The following is a 20918-nucleotide window of genomic DNA, read 5'->3' as shown; positions in this document are numbered from 1 at the left end:
AAAGGAACTAGAAGTTCCTTTTTATCTTCCTTTATTCAATTCCATATTATCAATATATGGATTTTTTAAGTCCTGTTATTTAGTAGTAGCACAATGTTCTTTTATTAGATCATTTACTTCTTCAGAATCTGCCGATTGCCCTAAATTAAATGTTTCGTAACCTAATTCTTTGGCTTTATTAAACGCCTCACAAGCCTTATCCGATTCTCCCAATTCAAGATGGAGTATTCCTTTGTATTTATAGGCATATGGATTGTAAGGATCGAACTCTAAGGCTTTTTTTAGATCTTCTTGTGCTTTGTCCAATTGCCCTAATTTAAGATAAACAAAAGAACGGTTACTAAAACTATATGGATTTTCAATATTCAGTTCCAACGCTTTGTTAAATGCTTCTAAAGCATCCTCATACTTCTCTATCTTTAATTGACTATATCCTATATTATTCCAAATAAGCGATTCATTTAAAATTTTAGAAGTATATGTCAAATACTCGACAGCTTTTTCATGGGCACCTTGCTCTGAAAAAATACTTGCCATCAACCAAAAAGATTGCCCTTTCACCTTTCTGTAATTGTCATTTTTGCTATTAATTCTTAATGCTTTTTTAGCATCTTGAAGCGCTTTATCATACTCTTTCAAACCATAATAACAATAAGCCCTGCGATAATAGATGTAATAATTCCACTCAGGATCATCTTCTATTAACAATGTTGTATACAATTGGGCAGCATCTTTATATTGAAATGAGAAATAAGCATCTTCAGCTTCTTCAAATGTACTTCTTTTTTGTGCAGTTACACTGCAAAAGCAGCTAAGGACTAACAAGGTCATTAGTATTAATTTCATGGTTTTAGTTTTTTAGTAGTTCGCAACACTGTTATTATGTGCTTTCAACAAACTCTTGAGTTTTTAAATAGTTTGCTCAAAAGTAATTCTATTGAAAAAAGGTAATATATACATTATTTACTACAAATAAAAAGACCATCAGGCACGAGTCCCAATGGTCTTTATAAAATAAGAAAACGGTTGCATAGCTAATAGCTATTAACACTCCATTGATTTTCAATAGAGTAAAGCCTATTTTTCAGACATTTTATTTACCTCAACCCATTGCCCACGTTTGCGAGCTTGAATGCTTTTATCATACATTGCCTCAACAGATAAAGCTGGCAAATAATAACGTCCCAAATAACTTGCGTTGAGCAAAACATGAAACGTTTTACTCTTGCCTTTTTTCAAATCAAAAAACGTATAAACTCGATCGTCTCGAATATCCAAATATTCTGCCTTGTCTCCCCCTGCAGTAGCACCAGTTAGACGTGTATTATGAATTTCCCATCCAGAAGGGAATACTTGATGAATGGCCAATTCATTGTAATCCATTGCCCCTGTATTTTTAACCGTTACTTGAGCTTTGAAATCTGTTCCTTGCGAAATGTTGGAGGGGTCTATTTTGTTCCCCATCATATCCACATATACAACCTTTAATTCTAAACCTTTTGCTGTTTCTGTTTCATCCATTGCCGCAGGAATACCATCTGAAATCACACGAGCAAATAGCACAGCACCACTTGTATTTTTAAATTCAACCTCTTTTGCCTGTTCGCCATCTAAATCTAATTGCCAAATTGGTTTCTTGCTCTTCAGTGTTTGCCAATTGCCACCCGCTAAACGGTATTCAAACACTAATTCTCTACTCACACCTCCTTGGCCTACAAATTTTGCCATTCCAACCAATGCTTGTGCTGTTTCTTGAGTATTCAACCAAGTATCAGAAGCCAATTTTGAGGTAATTTCCTTCACAATATCATTGGCATTATTACGCAAATCCATAATACTCAACGCTTGTAAAATCAACGCTTGATCACGGAATTTTGAACCAAACGTTGTCGCTCCTGTGCTTCCTTTATAAGGCAAGGCAGTTAACACAGCTTTAGCCGCTAATGTTTTAGCCACATCTTTTTGACCTGCAATATGATAAGCAGCAGCCAAATACCAGCGTGCTGCCACGGCATCAGCTGTTGTTTGTTTTAAACGCATCCTATTCATAGATCCCAAATCTGGTTTTCCTGCTAAAGCCAATAAATACAAGCGGTAAGCTTGCGTTAAATCATCGCCAACAGTTCCTTTTGCAGTCCACTTTTGAGCAGCACTTGTCTGAAACGCAATCCATTTATTCATAAATGCGTCCGTTACCGTATAACCTGCTTTTTTAGCTTCTATCATAAAATGCCCTGCATAATTGGTCGCCCACATATCATCGGCTTGCCCTGGCCAATAAGCCATTCCACCACTTGGGTTTTGATAACGATACAATCGTTTCACCCCCGCCTTGATATTGGTATTGATTGCCTCTTTTTTTGTTTGAGGCAAATCCATCAAAGACGTTAAGTACACTTGTGGAAAGACTGAAGACGTGGTTTGTTCAACACATCCATACGGATAGCGAATTAAATATTTCAATCGTTTGCCCAAATTCATAGCAGGAATAGAAGAAACTTCCAGCACGCCATTATTCGTACCAAGCATGCCAATTGGTTGGTACGTTTGCTTCCACGATTGGTTATTTTCAATAGTTTGGTGTGCGACCAATGTTTCTCTTGGATTAGCATTTCTAATCGTAACATCTGTTTCATACACTGCCGATTCTTTGCCACTACTAACAGTGATCTTTACATGTCCTGTTCCAACTCTAGGTTTTGTTTTTAACTGGAAATAAGCCAAATCATCTCCGGGTTGCTTGAACGTCAATTTAGTGCTTTTGCTTCCTTTAATTTCTAACAAATCATTGCATTCAATTGTAACATCTACATTTTTCACATTGTCTTTCATAGCAAAAACAGTTACTGGCAGTCGGAATGTTTCGTCTACTCCCAATACACGAGGTACTGTTCCCAAAACCATCAAAGGTTGGCGAACTGGAATTGCTTTTTCGGCAGCACCGTATGCCCCTTCATGAGCAGCAACAACCATGGCACGAACAGACCCAACATAATTGGGCATTGTAAATTTGTGATTTGCTGTTTCTCCTTCTTTCAAGTAAAATGGTCCCATGTACAAAACAACAGGCTTAAAGCGGTCAGGTTTTTTCCCTGCTTTGTTGGCATTAAACCCATCTCCACCAATACTCAATAAGCTTTTAACATCTCCACCAAAGGCACCGAGAACATCATTGTACATATCCCAAGTTTTTACCCCTAGTGCCTCTCGTTGGTAAAATGTATGCCATGGATTTGGTGTTTTAAAACGAGTTAAATCCAACAAACCTTCATCCACAATAGCCACAGTATATGCCATCGCTTTGCCTCGTCGATCTTTGACCGACATAGCAAATTCTTGACCAGGACGCAACTCGTCAGGGATAACCATTTCTGGCTCTAAATGTGTCTTAGGATCTTCTACCGACAATGGAATTGCTCCATACATTCGAATTGGCAAATCATTTTTGGTTTGAGCATGAGGTTGTAACAACGAAACCGATGCATAGGCATTGGGTGCCATTTCTTTGGTTGCTTTAAACCTAAATTGTGTTGTTCCTTTCTTGGTATTTACCCAATGTGCTTCCACGATTTTTGTACCATTCTCTATAGAAACAAGTGCACGCCCTACATTTCCTGTTGGAATATTTAAAGTAATTTCCTCTCCTACTTTATAGGTCTTTTTATCTGCCGAAAAATTCAAAGCAGTTGCTCCTCCTGGATCATTCTCTGTTGAACGTCCTGCCCATCCTGGCCAATCTATATAAAAGACTTTTCCTGTACTATGTCCTTTTTTACCATTTGAAACACGAACTAAATAACGCCCCCAATTAGGGTACTTCACTTCCATTTCCCAAGTTCCTCGACCATTTTTAGTCGATACTTTTCCTGTGGCAACCTCTGTTCCATATACTTTTCCTCGATAACTCGAAACGGCATCTCGATTTTTATCAAACCACCATTTCCAATCCAACTTATACAGTTTCACCTCCAAATCTTCTTCATCCACAGGATTTCCGTCTTTATCTAATGTGACAATCTCTATATTGTGCTTTACATCTGTTAGCAACATATTCCTAGCCTCATCCCCTTTCGGTACACGTACTCCAACATACGTTTTGTATGGATGATAAGGCATTGCAAATTGACTAATACTAAAATCTCCCCCTGGCTCAAAAACTTGCATTCTAAAGTTTGCCTTTAGCATTCCTGGACCTTGTCTTGAGGCCACAATATTTGCTTTTACGTTTGCTTTTCCCGCTTCATCAAGTTTGTCCTCAAAGATGACTTTATCTTCTGGCGAAAATTCTCTAGCGGGATCATGAAAAACATATTCATCGTATTTTGTAAACTTTGTTTTTCCTTCTGATAACGTCACCTCTACTTTTGCTTTTAGGTTTTTAGCAACCGCTCCGTGCAACCATGTTGACGTCAATATTCCATCAAGTGATTTATTTTCTACTGACAATTCTTTTACTCCAAAGTCCAAATCCATTTTAAGTCGATTGGGCTTGATGGTTTCTATTTTAATATTTTTACTAAATTTTGCTCCTCCTACACGAACCGTAGCCAAGTAATTTCCTGTTGGTGCATCGTCATCTGTTTGACAAGAAAAATTGTACACGCCATTCACGCCTTTGGTTGTTGTTTTCTTGACCACGATAGAACCTCTAGAATCTTTTAATGTAAATACAACAGGGTGATTCTTTGGGAGTGTCTTGTCTTTGTCTTCTAAAATAAAGTTCAAAAACAACTCATCTCCTGGTCTCCATACGCCACGTTCTCCATAAATAAAACCTTTCAAACCATTGTGGTAAGTACTTCCAGCGACATCAAAGCGACTCATAGACAGCGCAGATCCATCATCTAACCGCAAGTAACCTCTTTGATCACCATACTTGGCTATCAAGAAAAATGGTTTTTTAGCCAAATTGGGGCGAGCCATACCCGATTTATCCGTTTTTGTGGTTCCGATCAATTCTTGATGATAATCATAGAACTCTAATTCCACATTTTTAAGTGGTTCTGTGGTCTGCAAATTATTAACAACAAACAAATTACCATTGTCTCCCTGCTTGGCAATAATTCCCAAATCAGAAGCTAATATATTGCGTTTTGCAACCAAATTTGGACGATAATAATAACGACTACAAGGATTTTCCAAATCACCATAATCATAATCATCTTCGTAATTATCCCAATAGCTACTGCTATAATTCGGGCTATCCCAATTCTTTGGCAATGCCATCATATCTACCTCGTCATAATGTGCTTCCTCTCTATCCGATTTTTCACAAGGATACAAAGAATACGATTGGCTAAACCCTAAAGCAATTTCGTAAATCGCACCTGGTTCGGGCGTAATCAAATCCGCCAAATCCAATGAGTGATTCGTCCATTCTGCTAAGTCCAATCCTTTGGTTTTAAACGGAATTTTCTTCTCCAAAACAACTGTTCCGACACGTTTTAACTCGCTATCACCATCTATGTGATTGACTTGAAAAAATTGCTTGACATTCTTTTCCCTTACTTTGATAACACGCACATCTATGGCATTTAGATTTACTGTTTTGAATACAACAGGCATCGACTTAGATTTGGGAATAATATTTCCATCTCCTACCCATTTTACTTGCGGCTTTGTATCAGAAAAAGTAATCGTTTCTGTCAACGGTTTTCCCAACTTCTTGCCCAGTATACTTTTAATCTCGCTAGAGATTTTTAATTCTTTTTTTCCTGAAAAGTTTCCATCTGTAAACAGTTTAATTTTATTGTCTTCAATGGCGTACTTTAAATTTCTGCCTCCCAATTGAATTAAGCCCTCTAAGTTTTGTTCTGCATCCAAAACATCTGAAAACTCCAATACAATATGCTGTTCTGGTTCATTATAGCGATAAGTATTGGTATGTATAAATTCACTTTCAGAAGGAATTGTAAAGGAATATTCTTCTGTAGTCGTTGAATTAACAGGCTTTCCATTGAGCTTCCAAGTAATAGGGTAAGCTTTTGCTTTTTGAGGTAAGTTCTCAATACTAAAAAGGTGCTTCTTATTGTTTTGGTGCTCCCAAATAATTTCTAATTGAGTAGCTCCATTATACGCTGTCAAAACCTTTTCGATACTTTCTATATCTTCGACATCGTGTGTTATCAACTGCCCTTTTAACTGCATCCAAGTATTGTTTTTATCTTTGGTAACAGTACTCGCCAAAGGACTAACATTAATAAACTGATCTTTTGCCTTAAATTGAAAGACAAAATTAGACAAGTCTGCTGGGATCTGAGGCAATATATCGGATAAATTCAGAGTTGCTGTGTAGATCTGTCCTGACTTTAAGTCTTCTGAAGGGATAAACTCAATCGTCTGTTTGTCACTCCAAACAGCTTCGCCCTTCAAATGGGGCTCAAAAGAGAACGGGCTGGGATATATAGGAGTTGAAACAGAAGCTGTAACCTCTTCTTGAAAGGCTACCTTTATACTGGACTTTTTAGAGATTTCGCCATCTGTAAAAGCTGATAAATAATCATCGTAAGATGGATTATATTGGATTCGTGTTGGCTTTTGTTCTGTGGTGCATGCTCCTAGCAACAAGGCTAAAGCAACGAACAAAATACTTAGTTTCATTGTATTCATTTGATTTACTAATTAAGGATTTTTAGAAAATGTTTGGTTCTATGTTTTATTTGTTAAATACTGCTGATAACATTGGTTATACGTTTTGTAATGTTTACAAACGCCAAATAAGTTACAATGACAATCAACAACACCTCCTTCTAACAAAAAGCAATACCATAAAACTGAATATGCTTAAGCACTCCGTTTCGCATTGTCTATCACTTGAGTTAAAATTGCTTGATTTTTATGAATATGAATAGAATACGTTCGCTGCTCTATCATACATTTATCACAATTAACAATTAAAGTCAACTGCTCTTGAGCAGACCAATAATACTCGTATGTAAGGTGATTTCGATTATCTTCAGGCAATAAAATATTTCCAATGGGATGGGCTGTTTTGCTGTTTTTCTTTTGAAAATATACTAAAATCTCAGGAGCTTGATGCATTATTCTATCTTTTTGATAGAGCATAATTTGGTATGCTGCGCTAGGTGCATGAATTTTGCCCCACAGCTTCTTTTCTTCTTCTTGAGCCGAACATAACAGGATAAAGCTGCCGAGGAATATTAAAATAAAATAATAAAGGAGTCCATTTTTTTTCATATTGACGATTGGCTAACTACTATAAAAAACCACTATATCAACACTTCTTACTCACAATATACGCCAAAATAAACAAAGCGTTTCACATTTATTTGCTTGTTTGAGTATTTGGTAGTTCCATTGATTAGTTGGTTTAAAGGATAAAACTTATTACCTTGCGCTGCCCTTAATACACTTTTGGTCCCCCCTTAGTAAATTCGTATTAAAAGACTTATACAACATGCAAAACCTATTTTTATTAATAAGTATCTTCTTCTGTACCTATACACTTAGTTATGCCCAAGAAGGGCTAAAGCTTGGCCTACATTTTACCCCTGGTCTTTCTATGGCACTAAACAACGAGGATATGGACAAAGGCTCTAGTTTAGATTTACAAACTGCCTTTGCCTACAATACCGGTTTTTTAATAGGGTATGGTATCACAGAAATTTTTAGCGTTTCAACAGGAGTAGGCTATCAACAACATACTGCTTCATTTGTACACAATCGAGCAACATTGCCTACTAGTAAGTTGAAAGATCCTAATTTGGGAGCCCCAATAACTCGCCAAGCCAACTATGTTCGCGTCCCTTTGCTTCTAGAAATTAGTACTGACCCAAATCGTGCAGCTGGCTTTTTTGCTCGTTTAGGTCCTCATTTTGATTTTTTGACAACTGCTATCTACAAAGACGAACGACTCAATGGTTTTAGTCAGTATGACAAAGGTGGTATTGATTTGCGTCAAAAAATTACATTGTACCAAAAAAATGAAGCCACAAATGGCATTATTAGTCTGGGGAGGCAAGAGAAAATTTATCGAGATTTTGTACCTGGAATCACTGCCGAAGTTGGTGCTCAAATTCGAATTAACGACTACTTAAAAATGACGTTATTGCTTCATGTTGAAGGCTCATCTAATCCCGAAGGAGAGGGCGCTGCTAGTTTTGCCCACAACTTAAATCGCGGAGATTACTTGGTCACCGCTAATCCAATTACCAGTCCTAGCCAGGCAACAGTAGATGCCAACAAAAGTACCCTAGAGGAAACTCCTTTCGATGCTGTTTTTCCCAATTATACAGATGAAGCAGACAAAAATGCTACTTTTAGGAGTCCTACATGGAATGTTATGGCTGGTTTTCAAATCGGTATTATTTATACCTATAGTCCTGAATAAATCGCTTTAAAAGCAATTCTGTTAAGGGATAAAAAAAAGCAAAACTATAATTTGATTCCTCAAAATTCTTACTAACTTTGAGTAGTTTAATCAAGCTATTAACAAAATCATAACAATATGAAAAACTTAACTTTTTTGGCTTTAGCCTTATTTTTGTCTAGCAATATTTTTGCTCAACAGGGCTTAGAAATTACTGCTGGATTTACACCAGGTCTATCTTTTATTCTAAATGATGAAGATTTAGCCGAAGGACAAGCACTAAACATTCAACCTACATTCGCTTTCCAAACAGGTTTAACAATTGGCTATAACTTTAGTGAAAGAATTGGTGTTGCAACAGGTATTGGTGTTGCTGCACTAGGACAAAACTATACAACAGATTATGATAATACGTCAGCAGACGATCAAATCAAATACGACAGAAAAATCACTTATGTTAGAGTACCTTTATTACTTCGTGTAGGAGGCGATCCAACGGCACCATCTTCTGCATTTTTCCGTTTTGGTCCTCACTTTGATTTCTTGTCTAGCGCTATTGGTAGAAACTACGGGTCTGCTAACAACCCAAGAGATGATTCTAGAAACTATAGAGATATCAACAAGTTTTTATCTAGTGACAAAGCAGAAATCTACAAAAACTTCGTTTTAGGTTTGACAGTTGAAGTTGGTGGTAAAATCCGCATCAACGATCAAATGGGAGTTTTACTTTTATTCCACCTAGAGACTTCGCTAACTAATCCTGAAGGAGATGATGTAGCAAGATACGCAGGGTTCCCTACTTCTGGTAGCATCTTAGAGCCAGAAAGAGGTGCAGCTTGGAATTTAATGGTTGGTTTAAACCTTGGCTTTCAATATACTTTGAGCTTTAACTAAGAACAAAATATTAAATGCGCTATACTCCAACAGTATAGCGCATTTTTTTTTGCCTTAAACAAAGAATGCACTACTTAAATACAAATCCATTAGCAAAAACACCTACCGTATAAGCGTCTATTAACATTCCATTGGTATCATAACGTTGTGCTTCTGCTGCATTAACACCAACAGAAGTTGCTGCATAAATATAGTTGGTAACAGGATCAAACCCTAAACCATAAAAACTTCCATTAAATAGGCTTTCTTCTACATCTGTCCCAATGTGATATTTCCAAACTTGGCTTGTTCTGCTATAATAAAGCTCTTCCTTGTTCGCCGTATTGATGATTAAATTACCAATTGGCTTGCCTTTTCCAAACGAAATTGTTTTAGTAATGGCGTTGTTTGTTGGATTAATCCTAATCAAACCACTTGCTGTACTATTGGCAGTATCTATTGTTGGATAAGTCAAATAAGCTACTTTTCCAGCACAAGCCACCCAAATAAAACCATCTACATCTTCCACACAAGCACTAGGTTTGTCAAAAACAGAGATAGTTGTTTCAATTTGGTCTGTAACAGTATTAAGTACTGTTACAATATTATTAGTTCCATAGCCACCGACATGAGTAATGTAGAGTTTGGCATCCTTAAACAAAAGTTGCTCAGGTCCTACACCTACTGCAATTCGGTTGATAACGGTGTGTGTATTTAAATCCAAAATAGCAATTGTTCCAGTCAATCCATCATCCCCCCACTCTGTTACATACGCCTTATTCGTAGATATTGCCAAACAGTATCGAGGCAACCGCAAGCCTGTAATTTGAGCTTTTTCTTCAAATGTATTGGCATCAGCTACCTCTATTTTATTTGAATTATTAACAACAATATAAGCCCTATCTTCATAAAAACTCATTGACTGTACCACATCTCCCAAATCACGACCATTTACTTGTTTGAAGATTTTTTGCTGTACCGTTCCATTCGTTCGATTGTAATAACTTATAGTGCCCGAAGTTTGCCCGAATACCCCTTCATTAATTGTAAATACTCCCTCCGAGTAAGTTCCAGAACTACTTGGTGGCTTTTCTTCTGTACATGCCGAAAGAAAAAGCATACATCCCATCAAACCGTACCATAAACGTCTCATATTGATTTTATTATTTGATTCTGAATAATTCTTTTAATTTATCTAGCCAACTGGTTGTTCTTTTGCGTTCACCATAAGGGCCTTCTTCATAGTAACTATAATCATAATCACCTTTGCGAATAGAGCGTTTCATCTGCCACCAACGATAAATGAGCAGAATACATAAAATTAAAATGATATAATTCCAAAGCATATGATTTCATTTATTTTGTATTCAATTATCAGACTATTGAATTCTCAAAAATTAATATCCTACAAAATGTTTTTCCAAGTAGCTATTGACCAATCCATCAATGTTGCTTTCCTTTCATAATTCCAAAGATGTGCAACAAAGCAGGGAATAAGGCATCCATAGATTCGCTTGCTCCTTTTGTAGATCCTGGTAATGTCAATATTAATGTATTTCCTTTGGTTCCAGCAATAGATCTAGACAACATCGCATAAGGCGTTCGATCTTGCCCATAACTTCTGGCAGCTTCCATAATCCCTGGAATTTCTCGATCCAACAAAGGCAAAACAGCTTCTGGGGTTACGTCTCTAGGAGATAGTCCTGTACCTCCAGTAAAAATAATTAAATCCTTGCCTTGCTCGTGCAACAGAGCTACTTGGCGCTGAATTTCGTCTACTTCATCAGGAATAATCTCATAGGCAACAACCTCAACACCACAATCCTCTAATTTGTGTATGATGGCTTTACCCGCTCTATCTTTCTTAGTACCTGCGGAAATTGAATCGGAGCAAACAACAACACCAGCAGTTAAACCATTGGGGTGTTTTTCTTTGTAATCTGATTTCCCTCCCCTTTTCTTCAAGAGTTTGATTGTATTAATTTCAATTCCTTTATCAATGGGTTTTAACATATCATACATCGTCAAGGCAACCAAAGATGCCCCATGCATTGCTTCTACTTCTACACCTGTTTTATAAATTGTTTTTACCTCTACTGTAATCAATAATTGTAGACCTTCAATTTCATAACTGATATTGGTATACTCAATCGGCAAAGGATGACAATCTGGAATCAAATCAGACGTTTTTTTTACACCAAAGAGACCAGCTACCTTTGCCATTTCAAAAACATCTCCTTTGGGAACTGTTTTATTTACAATAGCATCAATTGTAGCTTGCTGGCTGACGGTTACAATAGCTTGTGCTACAGCCATACGCAATGTATTGGATTTGTGTGTTATATCAACCATACTCTATTTATTTACTTTCCATTGATGACTTTGATCCTTAAAAATTTCTTTTCCAAAAATTGGAACTTCTGCTTTTATCGCTTCTACGATATATCGAGAAGCTTCATAGCACACAGCTCGGTGGGGCGAAGATACAAAAACGAACAAACATATTTCGCCTGCTGCTACGGCTCCCAAGCTATGATGAATGTGCATACAAGTAATTTCAAATTGCTCGAATGTATGTTCTCTGATTTCGTGCATTTTTTGCTCTGCCATTTCTTCATAAGCACTATACTCTATAGCTTGGACTTCTTTGCCCTCAATTACATCTGCTCGCACTTGTCCCAAAAATATATTGTGTGCACCAATATCTGTTTTAGTTTGGTGTTTGGCAATAGATTGACCTATAAAAGCAGCTGGTATGCCTCCTTGCATAAATACTTTTTTAGGCAACTTTAATCGACTCATAATATGTTATTTTCTGTTTTAGTCTATTTATTTACACCTGCTTTACTCAATAGTTCGTTAAAAAACTTTATTAGCTTGATAATCAGCAAGTTGCATCTTTGTTGTGTTTTGTGTTAAAATTTTGATTATCAAACTAATATAAATGTGCTTTTTTATCTTTTTGGTAAAAAAGTAAAAAATCAACGAACTACTATTACTAAGAAGTTGTTTAGAAATAGTAGGCTGTGTAAATGTGATTTTTAGTAGGCATTTCACAAATTTCTACGAAAATGCTTCCTATTCGTCTGTTCGTACAAAGAACGTATATTCTACTCGTTTTTCTTTATTTTTAAATTGAATTCATCAATAAAGGTTATTTAACATCAATTCTACCATCTCTACAAGCACTGTACGTTTAAAACCTAAAAGATGTATCTTTTTCAGTATAATTTCGTTATGTCCATAAACGCTTTCTTATGATGCCACAATTCTACGGGTTACTATTAATATTCTTAGGGCTGATTCATACTGCTTCTTGTAGCTCTTCCAATAAAACAGAGGAAGTCTCTTCAAGCCACCATCAGAGCAAAGATAGTCTTATCAACGATAGTATTCCAACAAAAACGATAGACACTAGTTTGTCAAAAAAGGAGACTCCTCCTAGATTAGAAGATTTTTCTACATTTACTAGAACAAAAATTGAACAAAACTTAAACAAAAAGATAAGTCAAAACATCCCTTTAGTTGTTCATGTATTTGTTCCTCTTTGCGACAATGAACATCAAGGTATCGTTCCGACTACAGCCTCATTGGGCAATGGATTTAGCCTGCGTTCCAATCTATACTGGGCAACTAGCACTGGCATGAAGCGGTATTTCAAAGAGAAAAAAACATGGACGTTATTGCAAAGTACTAAAAACATTTATCATGATTCCACCGTTTTGGAACGTGTTGTTTTTAAAAGAACTTACCCCAATAAAGCAGTTGTTTATTTGGTAGCGGATGCTTATCGTGGAGATAAAATGTTGGCAACACTAAATGATTTTTTTAGAGCAATGTCCAATAATTATACTTCCACAATCGCTTTGCCCGATCATACCATTAGCATTCATGGTGGTGCAGATTTAGTTGTTTTTAATGGTCACAATGGGTTGTTAGACTTTCCTGAAGGAACTCCAACCACTTTTTATAATACCACCAATAGTCAAAAAGACATGGTAGCCATTGCTTGTTTTGCCAATGAGTATTTCGAGACAGAAGCACGCCAAGCACAAGCTTATCCAATTGTACGAGCCAAAAGCACCTTGCACCCTGGAGCGTTTATTATTAGTGCCATTATAGACGACTGGGCAATGCTAAAACCTGTAGAACAAATGCGACTGAGTGCAGGAAAAGCGTACTGTGATGTACACGACTGTAGCATAAGAACTAGCAAGAATTTATTTTATAAAGGATGGAGGTCTGAAAATTGACCGTAAACAGAGGACTTTGATTCCTACGACCGAATAACATATCATAAGATACAATAAGTTCTTGTTAGTTATCAAATATATTATTGCATTATAATAAATATACCTAATTTAACAATTAAGTTTTCAGCAAAAAAAAAAGAAAAAAAGAAACTTTTGAGGTAATACTTTTGTTTTTACTTACATTAACAACTGTCTTTTCGTCAATAGAAAACTTGTTTAAGACAAATCAAAAATTACAGAACCGTAAAAATTGTAATAAAATGAAAAATTACACCAATATCTTTTTTGTAGGTTTATTAACTATATTATTTGCTGCATCTTGTAGCAACAACAATCAACCAACTATGCAACCAACTGAATTAGACAGCGAAAGTGCTACGCTTACCAGAGCAGGCAAAGCTGAATCTAAAGTATTGGAAGTCAACTTTGAAGGACAAATGATTAAGCTAGAAACTAGTGATATCGTTGCTACTGCTCAAGCCATGAACTCAGAAGATGCCGATGCTCAACACATTATGAACATCAATTCTACTCTAATGGGAGCAGAAAAAGAAGCTCAGTTGCTAGATGTTAACTTTACAATGTCTGATGAACCTGTAGAAAATGGTATGTTTATATTTGGTATCGAAACAGAAGATGCTAAAAGTTTGAAAATTGAGATGTACGACGAAGAAGGTTATGCAATGGTTGCAAACAATCAATTTGACATCACAGAAGGAAATAACTACAAAGCTCTAAATGTTAAATCTTTAGATAACGGAACCTATACATTCCGTCTAAAAGATGATACAGGTAAAGAATTAAATAGAACTGTAAAAGTTAATGCGGCAGAATAAGCGCATTTGTTTATCATAGCTAAAAAAGGCGGTCTATCCACATGGATAGACCGCCTTTTTTTTGTCCATAAATCAACGTTAAATTAATCTTTTGCTTTTACAACAACTGAATCCCTCTAACATTCGCAGCCGTATGAATTTCATCCGTCCAAATACTAACTTGCACTTCACCAATATGCTGTTTTTGAAGCAGCAACATTGCCAATCTAGATTGTCCAATTCCTCCTCCTATGCTTTGGGGTAACGTGCCTTTTAGTAAAAGTTGATGATAGTAATAATCCCTTCGATCCAAGCTTTCTTCTAATTCTAATTGCCGCATCAAAGCTGTTTCGTCTACTCTAATGCCCATTGATGACAACTCAAAAGAACGTTTTAAGATAGGGTTCCAAACAACAATATCACCATTCAACCCCTTCTTACCTTCGCTTGTTGTCGTAGACCAATCGTCATAATCGGGGGCTCTTCCATCGTGTTTTTTTCCATCTTGCAAAACACCACCTATCCCAATTAAAAAGAAAGCACCATATTCTCTTGCAGCAGCATCCTCCCGTTCCTTGGCATTCAAGCTAGGGTATTTAGCCAACAAATCTTCGCTGTGTAAAAAGGTAATTTGTTCAGGCAAAAAAGGAGTCAAATGATCATAAGTTTCAGAAACTCTTAATTCCGTTAGTTTCAATGCTTGGTAAATCCGCTGAACCGTTGCCTTTAAAACTTCTAGCGTTCGATCCTTCGTATGAATGCATTTTTCCCAATCAAATTGATCGACATAAATGGAATGCAGAGGAGACAATACCTCGTCTGGGCGCAATGCTCTCATATCGGTCACGATTCCTTTTCCAACAGGAATTTCATATTCTTTTAATCGCAATCGCTTCCATTTTGCCAAAGAATGTACCACTTCAGCTCTTTTTTCAGCCCAATCTTTGATTGGAAAACGCACTGGTCGTTCTATGCCATTCAAATCATCGTTAATTCCCGTTCCTGTCAAAACAACAGCAGGTGCTGATACTTTTGTCAACTCTAATGCATCTGATAAAGCGGTCAAAAATGTGCTTTTTACAAATTCTACTGCTTTTTCTGTTTCCAATTTTCCTAGGCTTACTTTTTTTAGAACTTTTGTCTCTGTTTTCATGATAATTGATGTTTTATTAAAATTTGAAGCAAAAAAAAAGCTCGGATGAATCATCCAAGCTTTTATTATTTTATAGATATACGAATACCAGTCAGCTCGAATGAAATCTGTTAGTTAAATAATTATTATTGTTATTATTAGAGCAAAAAAATACTGGTAACATTGTCTTAAATTGTATGGTTTGGTTCATTAGAATGTGGTTTCAATAAGGCAAAAAAAAAAGAGCTTGAATCAGTTCAAGCTCTTTAGATATATTGATTTATAATACACACTTTTAGCTCTCACTATTCTTAATTGAAAAGTAGAAGTTATTATTATTAAAAGTGTTATTATTAATTATTCTCATGTAGATATTTTATCGTTTTGTTCGATAGTTGTTATACAAGTTTAAATAAACATTTTGAAAAAAGCAATAGTCTTGCACTCATTTTTTTATTTTTTGGCAAAATTTGAAGCAAAAAACTAGTTCACATGACCACTTTTCACCAATTGCTCCACTTGATCTTTAAATGTTTCTGACAAATCTCTATACACCAATCCCAAATCTTTTTTGCTATAGCTATTGTCGAACTTCATCGGTATCCCAACATTATTTCGAACAAATTTCCAAGAAAACCCGACAAAAGGGCCAACCAAATACATTAAGAACTTGGGCAATTGTCTCGATGGCAATTTATATTTATCCCCAAACTCTCGGCGTAAAATAGTTGCTGCATCTAACATTGTCTTTGTTGTCGCACAGGTAATATGGCGACCAGAAGCACTTTCTTTGGTTCCTGCCAAAATATGAGCAGCGGCAACATCTCGAACATCAACAAAACCAAACGCCAAATAAGGGGCTCCCGATTTAAACGTTCCCGAAAGTAACTGGATCATAAAGTTGGTACTTTCACCATCTGTCCTATCGCTCAACGATGGTCCCATTACAAAAGAAGGATTGATGACCACCAAATCCCAACGTTGTTGTTCCCCTTCAAATTTCCAAGCTTCTTTTTCCGCCAGAGTTTTAGAATAACTGTAAGGCTGATGTTTTAGAGAACTAGTTGTATTCCAATATGCTTCTGTAAAAACACCATTTTCAGTTTGTTCAATATCTGAAGCATCTCCATAAATAGCAACAACACTAGAAGTCAATACAACACGCTTAACAGTTGACGTATTATTAACGGTCTGCAAAATATTTCGAGTACCTTTTAAAGCTGGATCTACCAACTCCTTTTGAGGATCTTTTACGTTCACCTTAAATGGAGAAGCCATGTGTATAACCAAAGCACAATCCTTCATCGCTTCAGCAAATGAGCCTTCTTTAAGTAAGTCTGCTTCGTATAATTCTAACTTTCCAGGAAACTGTTTTTGCAACTTCAGCAAATGGTCAACTTTGGCAATTTTAGATTTGTTTCGAACAGTAGCGTTTACTTTATAGCCTTGTTCTAACAACTGTTTAACCACCCAAGAAGCAATGTATCCACTACCTCCAGTTACTAGTACAGGTCTTTCTTTATCAATCATTTTGTATATATTTTTATAACTATTTTGAGATAGAACCTTCTAAAGCGATTTAAGTTACTGCACTTCAAAGGTTCTTTCTTTTATAACAGTTTTTCCCTCTTTTAGTTGATAAGAATAAGTGCCCTTTTCCAATTTTAAACTTGGAATTTCAAACGCTTCAATATGTTTACCAAATTCAAATGTTTTGCATTTAAAAAGTCGTTTTAATTTTTTCCCTTTTTCATTATATACAAACAAGCTAAGTTTTGTTTTCTTAGGAATTTTAAACGATACATATAAAATATTAGGATTTGGTGGCACAACATCCTCGTGATTCGCTTGAGCAACCATTGGTGCAGTAGCATTGGTAGGAATAGCCTCAACATCAATTAATGCTGTTTTGATGCTCAATCGGGTTTCGTCCAAGCGTGTCCAAATAGGTCGAACCACGGCTCCCCTAGCAACAATATTATTATAATCCCCAAAGAAAATTCCTTGGTTGGGATAAAAAGGCTTGTCGTTGACTTTGAAGTTCACAAATGTTTTTCCTCCATCTGTGGAACGAGCCATGTAAACATTTGTTCGTTCGTCATCAAAATCTCTTCGATCGTAAAACACAAAGTACAAATATCCATTGGTCTGATCTACCGTCATCCATGTTAAGAATTGATGTTTTCCAGGAGCATCGTTATTGACTCGAACAGGCTTAGACCATGTGTTGCCTTTGTCAGTAGAACTAGACAACCAGACATCCGTATCGTCCGTACCATTTCTTTGATCCGTCCAGTTAACATAAATGGTTCCGTTATAAGCTCCTCCACTAATATCACAAGTAGTAACAGGCAAACCATTACAACGATAAATCCCAGGTATTTTATAAGTCCACCCTCCTGGCATTGGATCAATGGCGATATCCTTATCTAACCACGTCTCGCCACCGTCCAACGATCGGTCAAACACCAACCCCTTGGGACCTGCCCAAGCCACATACAGCTCTCCATTTGGACCTACCGTAGGCACCGCTCCCTCTGTCGTATTGTCATCGTCCAAACAATCTCCATCTATTTCATTAATTTTTTTTGCTTTAGTCCAAGTCTTTGCCTCATCTTTGGACATAGAAAACATAATCGAACTTTTGTCTTTGGAACTCGTACTTCCATACTTATCAAACTGCGTCCAAGTAACGTAAATATAATTTGTTTTAGGATCGACAATGGCCCAATGCTTATCTTGTGCTTTGGCTCCATTTAACCCCATATAAGAGCCATTTGTCCAACTCTTTCCATTATCACTGGTTTTTTGGCAAACAATTCGGTCTATCCAATTTCCTTCTTCGGGATTAGATAAATGAAAGAAGTAAAAATTGCCTGCTGTATCTGGAATAATAACAGGATCTCCCCAAACTCCATAGGTAGAACGCAACGTTTTTTCCTCCCATGTTTTGCCGCCATCTTCAGAACGGTATAAATTAAAAATGTTAGAACCACCCAACAAAATATTAGGGTCTTTGGGGTGCAAAGCTATTGTTGGTTCGTTGGGCTCATAAGAAGTACCTATGACTATATTTTTATGCGGATTTTTCTGAGCTTGCAGAACAATCGTAGATAAGAGTAATAAAAAGGCTACAAATGTGTATTTCATAATTAGAATATATTTTATAATAATAAGCAATTGTCTCTCAAAACTATAGATTCACCCTATTCTTTTTTGCACTTTGATTAGGGCTAAATAAAAGGCGTTTTTATTATAATTTTTGACCACTTACGCCATTATTCAGCAAAGACTATTATCAGGTATTTCAAAGCTTAGCAAAACCAATTCAGTTCTATCAATTTTTATAAATTAAGATTAGAACTTGCCCCTAAAAGATGGTTTACTCATGATTTTTAAGCAATCAAATTAGTGAATAATCCCCTTATTCAACCCATTCTTTTACAAAAGCGTTCTATATTTGTGCAAGACTTTGTATATACTCTTTGTGTGGAGTACCAAAAGTAAAATATATATCTGTAGTATAGCATAATTTTAGACGAATGTACGATTATATCATCGTAGGGCAAGGCATCGCAGGCACTTTAGTGGCTCATTTTTTATTAAAACAAGGAAAGAAAATATTGGTGATAGACCATAAGCATCATCAAGCTGCCTCAATGGTTGCTGCGGGGCTAATCAATCCGATTACTGGGCGCAATTTTGTTAAGAGTTGGCGTATTGACGACCTTATCCCTTTTGCCATAACAACCTACCGAGCATTGGAGCAACAACTTGATATTCCTATCTTGGAGCTAAAGCAAGTAGCCATGCTCTTTAATTCGATAAAAACAGAAAACGATTGGTTGGTTCGTTCTAGCAATCCTGATATTGCTGATTATGTCACCAATGGGTTTCGTTTAGATTTCTACAAAAATTTTCTAACCGATATTCAAAATGGTGTAGAGTTTCAACAAGCAGGTCGGGTGCGCCTCAAAGACTTAGTCTTAGCCTATCAAACTTTACTACAAAAAGAGCAGTCTTACTTAGAAGAACAGTTTGATTACGCATCCTTGGTTATTGAACAAAATCAGGTATCTTACAAAGATATGGTGGCCAAGCGTATTATTTTTGCAGAAGGATTTCAAGCCATTCAAAATCCTTACTTCAATTATCTCCCCTTTGCCCCTGCCAAAGGGGATATCCTACTGGTTAAAATCCCTAACTATCCTGCGCCTAATAAATTGGTCAAACACGGTGTGTTTATCATTCATTTAAAAGAAGATTTGTACTGGATTGGTAGCACTTATAACCGAGATTACAAAACCATTTCTCCACTCCCCAAAGCGAAAAAAAGCCTGATAGAACGCCTAGAACGTATCTTAAAACTTCCATTTGAAGTGGTAGAACACATCGCAGCAGTCCGTCCAACGGTAAGAGATCGCCGTCCGTTTATTGGGCAGCATCCACATTTCAAAGCACTTTATTTATTTAATGGCATGGGAGCCAAAGGTTCGTATCTAAGCCCTCTTTTTGCGGCAGAGTTTGTAGCTTATTTAGAAGGCGAAAAAAGCTTAGATGCAGAAGTAGATATAGCGCGATACTATCGGTATTACGAGGAGGCACAACCTTAAATTAGAATGCTTTTTAGCCACTTAGTTATTGTTTGGGTCTTTTGGCATAATACAATAATTTTTCATGCAACTCAGAGACTTGTACATTCAATGTTTCCCACGCTATATTCTTAATAATGTAATCGGCTTTTTTTTCTTTTTCGGCTTGAGGCATTTGTTGATTCATTCTAGCTCGTACTTCTTCCTCGGTGCTATTATCCCGCTCCATTACTCGTTTTATCCTCAAATCTTCTGGCGCTGTGACGACTATAATTTTATCTAGATCAGCATAAGATCCTGTCTCAAATAATAAAGCAGCCTCTTTCAAAGTATAGGCAACACCTAACGATTCCTGCTCACGCTGCCATTGTTGACCATCTTTAAAAACAGCAGGATGCACAATACTATTCAGCACTTTTAGTTGGCTAGCATCTTTAAATACAATTCCTGCCAAGTGCGCTCTGTTTAAGAGTCCATCGCTCTGGTAAACATCTGCCCCAAAATGCTCCATTAATTTATTTTTTACCTCTTCTTGGTAATTCATCAGCCATTTTGCTCGATCATCTGCATAATAAACTGGAATCCCAAATTTTTCAAACAGCCTACAAACTGTTGATTTCCCACTACCAATACCGCCTGTAATACCTACTTTTAACATTTTTATTTTTTTACGACTCTAACCCTATAAGCCTGGTAATCAAATTATTCAAAATAGCTTTTTTTTAGTATTGTATAAAAATAGAAATTAAGTGCTAATTTTTATCTTAAAATGGTAACACTTTTATATTTCCTGCATTAATAAATAACAAACCAAACACATAAGATAAATACAAGATGACAAGGCAATTTTGGTTGCCTTACCTAAAAACCTAAACACCAAACACAAGTGGAAACTAATTCCCTTGAAACTCCATGTAACAATAG

The 20918-nt window shown here is 36.4% G+C and carries 16 protein-coding genes; 5 read left to right on the top strand and 11 right to left on the bottom strand.

Features of this window, described 5'->3' with window-relative positions; translation table 11 throughout:
* Window positions 1–75: 75 nt before the first annotated feature.
* The 3 genes from CG11_RS05325 to CG11_RS05315 all read right to left on the bottom strand — a co-directional run bounded on the left by CG11_RS05325 (window position 76) and on the right by CG11_RS05315 (window position 7197).
* Complete coding sequence (locus CG11_RS05325; RefSeq protein ID WP_052593884.1) at window positions 76–846, bottom strand: tetratricopeptide repeat protein; 771 nt, start codon at window positions 844–846, stop codon at window positions 76–78.
* 231 nt (window positions 847–1077) lie between these two features.
* Window positions 1078–6600: an alpha-2-macroglobulin gene (locus CG11_RS05320; protein WP_052593882.1), complete on the bottom strand. Its 5523-nt coding sequence runs from the start codon at window positions 6598–6600 to the stop codon at window positions 1078–1080.
* Window positions 6601–6783: 183 nt separating this feature from the next.
* Window positions 6784–7197 (bottom strand): hypothetical protein, encoded by a 414-nt coding sequence (locus CG11_RS05315; RefSeq protein ID WP_052593880.1) that lies wholly within the window; start codon window positions 7195–7197, stop codon window positions 6784–6786.
* Window positions 7198–7417: 220 nt separating this feature from the next.
* On the opposite strand from CG11_RS05315, the gene CG11_RS05310 reads away from it, so the two are divergent.
* The gene (locus CG11_RS05310; protein WP_052593879.1) at window positions 7418–8350 is read left to right on the top strand and encodes an outer membrane beta-barrel protein; all 933 of its coding nucleotides are present in this window, start codon (window positions 7418–7420) and stop codon (window positions 8348–8350) included.
* 117 nt (window positions 8351–8467) lie between these two features.
* Complete coding sequence (locus CG11_RS05305) at window positions 8468–9223, top strand: outer membrane beta-barrel protein (protein ID WP_052593877.1); 756 nt, start codon at window positions 8468–8470, stop codon at window positions 9221–9223.
* Window positions 9224–9293: 70 nt separating this feature from the next.
* Here CG11_RS05305 and CG11_RS05300 read toward each other — a convergent pair whose 3' ends face one another.
* From CG11_RS05300 to CG11_RS05285, 4 genes are all read right to left on the bottom strand, one after another.
* Window positions 9294–10355: a YncE family protein gene (locus tag CG11_RS05300; protein ID WP_156039666.1), complete on the bottom strand. Its 1062-nt coding sequence runs from the start codon at window positions 10353–10355 to the stop codon at window positions 9294–9296.
* 10 nt (window positions 10356–10365) lie between these two features.
* Window positions 10366–10548 (bottom strand): hypothetical protein, encoded by a 183-nt coding sequence (locus CG11_RS05295; protein WP_052593873.1) that lies wholly within the window; start codon window positions 10546–10548, stop codon window positions 10366–10368.
* A 97-nt stretch (window positions 10549–10645) separates the two neighbouring features.
* On the bottom strand, window positions 10646–11554 hold the full coding sequence (gene moaCB, locus CG11_RS05290; RefSeq protein WP_052593870.1) for a bifunctional molybdenum cofactor biosynthesis protein MoaC/MoaB: 909 nt from the start codon (window positions 11552–11554) through the stop codon (window positions 10646–10648).
* A 3-nt stretch (window positions 11555–11557) separates the two neighbouring features.
* Window positions 11558–12004: a molybdenum cofactor biosynthesis protein MoaE gene (locus CG11_RS05285; protein ID WP_052593868.1), complete on the bottom strand. Its 447-nt coding sequence runs from the start codon at window positions 12002–12004 to the stop codon at window positions 11558–11560.
* A gap of 455 nt (window positions 12005–12459) precedes the next feature.
* Here CG11_RS05285 and CG11_RS05280 point away from each other — a divergent pair, with 455 nt between their 5' ends.
* Together CG11_RS05280 and CG11_RS05275 are read left to right on the top strand one after the other, a co-directional pair.
* On the top strand, window positions 12460–13455 hold the full coding sequence (locus tag CG11_RS05280) for a hypothetical protein (RefSeq protein ID WP_052593866.1): 996 nt from the start codon (window positions 12460–12462) through the stop codon (window positions 13453–13455).
* Between the two features lie 260 nt (window positions 13456–13715).
* Window positions 13716–14291: a hypothetical protein gene (locus tag CG11_RS05275; protein ID WP_052593864.1), complete on the top strand. Its 576-nt coding sequence runs from the start codon at window positions 13716–13718 to the stop codon at window positions 14289–14291.
* A gap of 97 nt (window positions 14292–14388) precedes the next feature.
* Here the strand turns inward: CG11_RS05275 and asnA are convergent, their stop codons facing one another.
* The 3 genes from asnA to CG11_RS05260 form a co-directional block, all read right to left on the bottom strand.
* Window positions 14389–15423, bottom strand: a complete 1035-nt coding sequence (gene asnA / locus CG11_RS05270; RefSeq protein WP_052594218.1) for an aspartate--ammonia ligase — start codon at window positions 15421–15423, stop codon at window positions 14389–14391.
* Between the two features lie 462 nt (window positions 15424–15885).
* On the bottom strand, window positions 15886–16932 hold the full coding sequence (locus CG11_RS05265; RefSeq protein WP_052593863.1) for an aldehyde reductase: 1047 nt from the start codon (window positions 16930–16932) through the stop codon (window positions 15886–15888).
* Between the two features lie 54 nt (window positions 16933–16986).
* The gene (locus CG11_RS05260) at window positions 16987–18552 is read right to left on the bottom strand and encodes a sialidase family protein (protein WP_063833017.1); all 1566 of its coding nucleotides are present in this window, start codon (window positions 18550–18552) and stop codon (window positions 16987–16989) included.
* A gap of 392 nt (window positions 18553–18944) precedes the next feature.
* On the opposite strand from CG11_RS05260, the gene CG11_RS05255 reads away from it, so the two are divergent.
* Window positions 18945–20015, top strand: a complete 1071-nt coding sequence (locus CG11_RS05255) for an FAD-binding oxidoreductase (protein ID WP_052593861.1) — start codon at window positions 18945–18947, stop codon at window positions 20013–20015.
* Between the two features lie 25 nt (window positions 20016–20040).
* Here CG11_RS05255 and coaE read toward each other — a convergent pair whose 3' ends face one another.
* On the bottom strand, window positions 20041–20652 hold the full coding sequence (gene coaE, locus CG11_RS05250) for a dephospho-CoA kinase (RefSeq protein ID WP_052593859.1): 612 nt from the start codon (window positions 20650–20652) through the stop codon (window positions 20041–20043).
* Window positions 20653–20918: the final 266 nt, after the last annotated feature.

Source organism: Aureispira sp. CCB-QB1 (assembly GCF_000724545.1).
Taxonomy (GTDB): Bacteria; Bacteroidota; Bacteroidia; order Chitinophagales; family Saprospiraceae; genus Aureispira.
Note: the sequence above shows the minus strand (reverse complement) of the source record. Positions and strands in the feature narration are given on the sequence as shown.

Coding starts and splice junctions, on each gene's coding strand:
- CG11_RS05325 (WP_052593884.1), bottom strand. CDS start 846: ATGAAATTAATACTAATGACCTTGTTAGTCCTTAGCTGCTTTTGCAGT.
- CG11_RS05320 (WP_052593882.1), bottom strand. CDS start 6,600: ATGAAACTAAGTATTTTGTTCGTTGCTTTAGCCTTGTTGCTAGGAGCA.
- CG11_RS05315 (WP_052593880.1), bottom strand. CDS start 7,197: ATGAAAAAAAATGGACTCCTTTATTATTTTATTTTAATATTCCTCGGC.
- CG11_RS05310 (WP_052593879.1), top strand. CDS start 7,418: ATGCAAAACCTATTTTTATTAATAAGTATCTTCTTCTGTACCTATACA.
- CG11_RS05305 (WP_052593877.1), top strand. CDS start 8,468: ATGAAAAACTTAACTTTTTTGGCTTTAGCCTTATTTTTGTCTAGCAAT.
- CG11_RS05300 (WP_156039666.1), bottom strand. CDS start 10,355: ATGAGACGTTTATGGTACGGTTTGATGGGATGTATGCTTTTTCTTTCG.
- CG11_RS05295 (WP_052593873.1), bottom strand. CDS start 10,548: ATGCTTTGGAATTATATCATTTTAATTTTATGTATTCTGCTCATTTAT.
- moaCB (WP_052593870.1), bottom strand. CDS start 11,554: ATGGTTGATATAACACACAAATCCAATACATTGCGTATGGCTGTAGCA.
- CG11_RS05285 (WP_052593868.1), bottom strand. CDS start 12,004: ATGAGTCGATTAAAGTTGCCTAAAAAAGTATTTATGCAAGGAGGCATA.
- CG11_RS05280 (WP_052593866.1), top strand. CDS start 12,460: ATGATGCCACAATTCTACGGGTTACTATTAATATTCTTAGGGCTGATT.
- CG11_RS05275 (WP_052593864.1), top strand. CDS start 13,716: ATGAAAAATTACACCAATATCTTTTTTGTAGGTTTATTAACTATATTA.
- asnA (WP_052594218.1), bottom strand. CDS start 15,423: ATGAAAACAGAGACAAAAGTTCTAAAAAAAGTAAGCCTAGGAAAATTG.
- CG11_RS05265 (WP_052593863.1), bottom strand. CDS start 16,932: ATGATTGATAAAGAAAGACCTGTACTAGTAACTGGAGGTAGTGGATAC.
- CG11_RS05260 (WP_063833017.1), bottom strand. CDS start 18,552: ATGAAATACACATTTGTAGCCTTTTTATTACTCTTATCTACGATTGTT.
- CG11_RS05255 (WP_052593861.1), top strand. CDS start 18,945: ATGTACGATTATATCATCGTAGGGCAAGGCATCGCAGGCACTTTAGTG.
- coaE (WP_052593859.1), bottom strand. CDS start 20,652: ATGTTAAAAGTAGGTATTACAGGCGGTATTGGTAGTGGGAAATCAACA.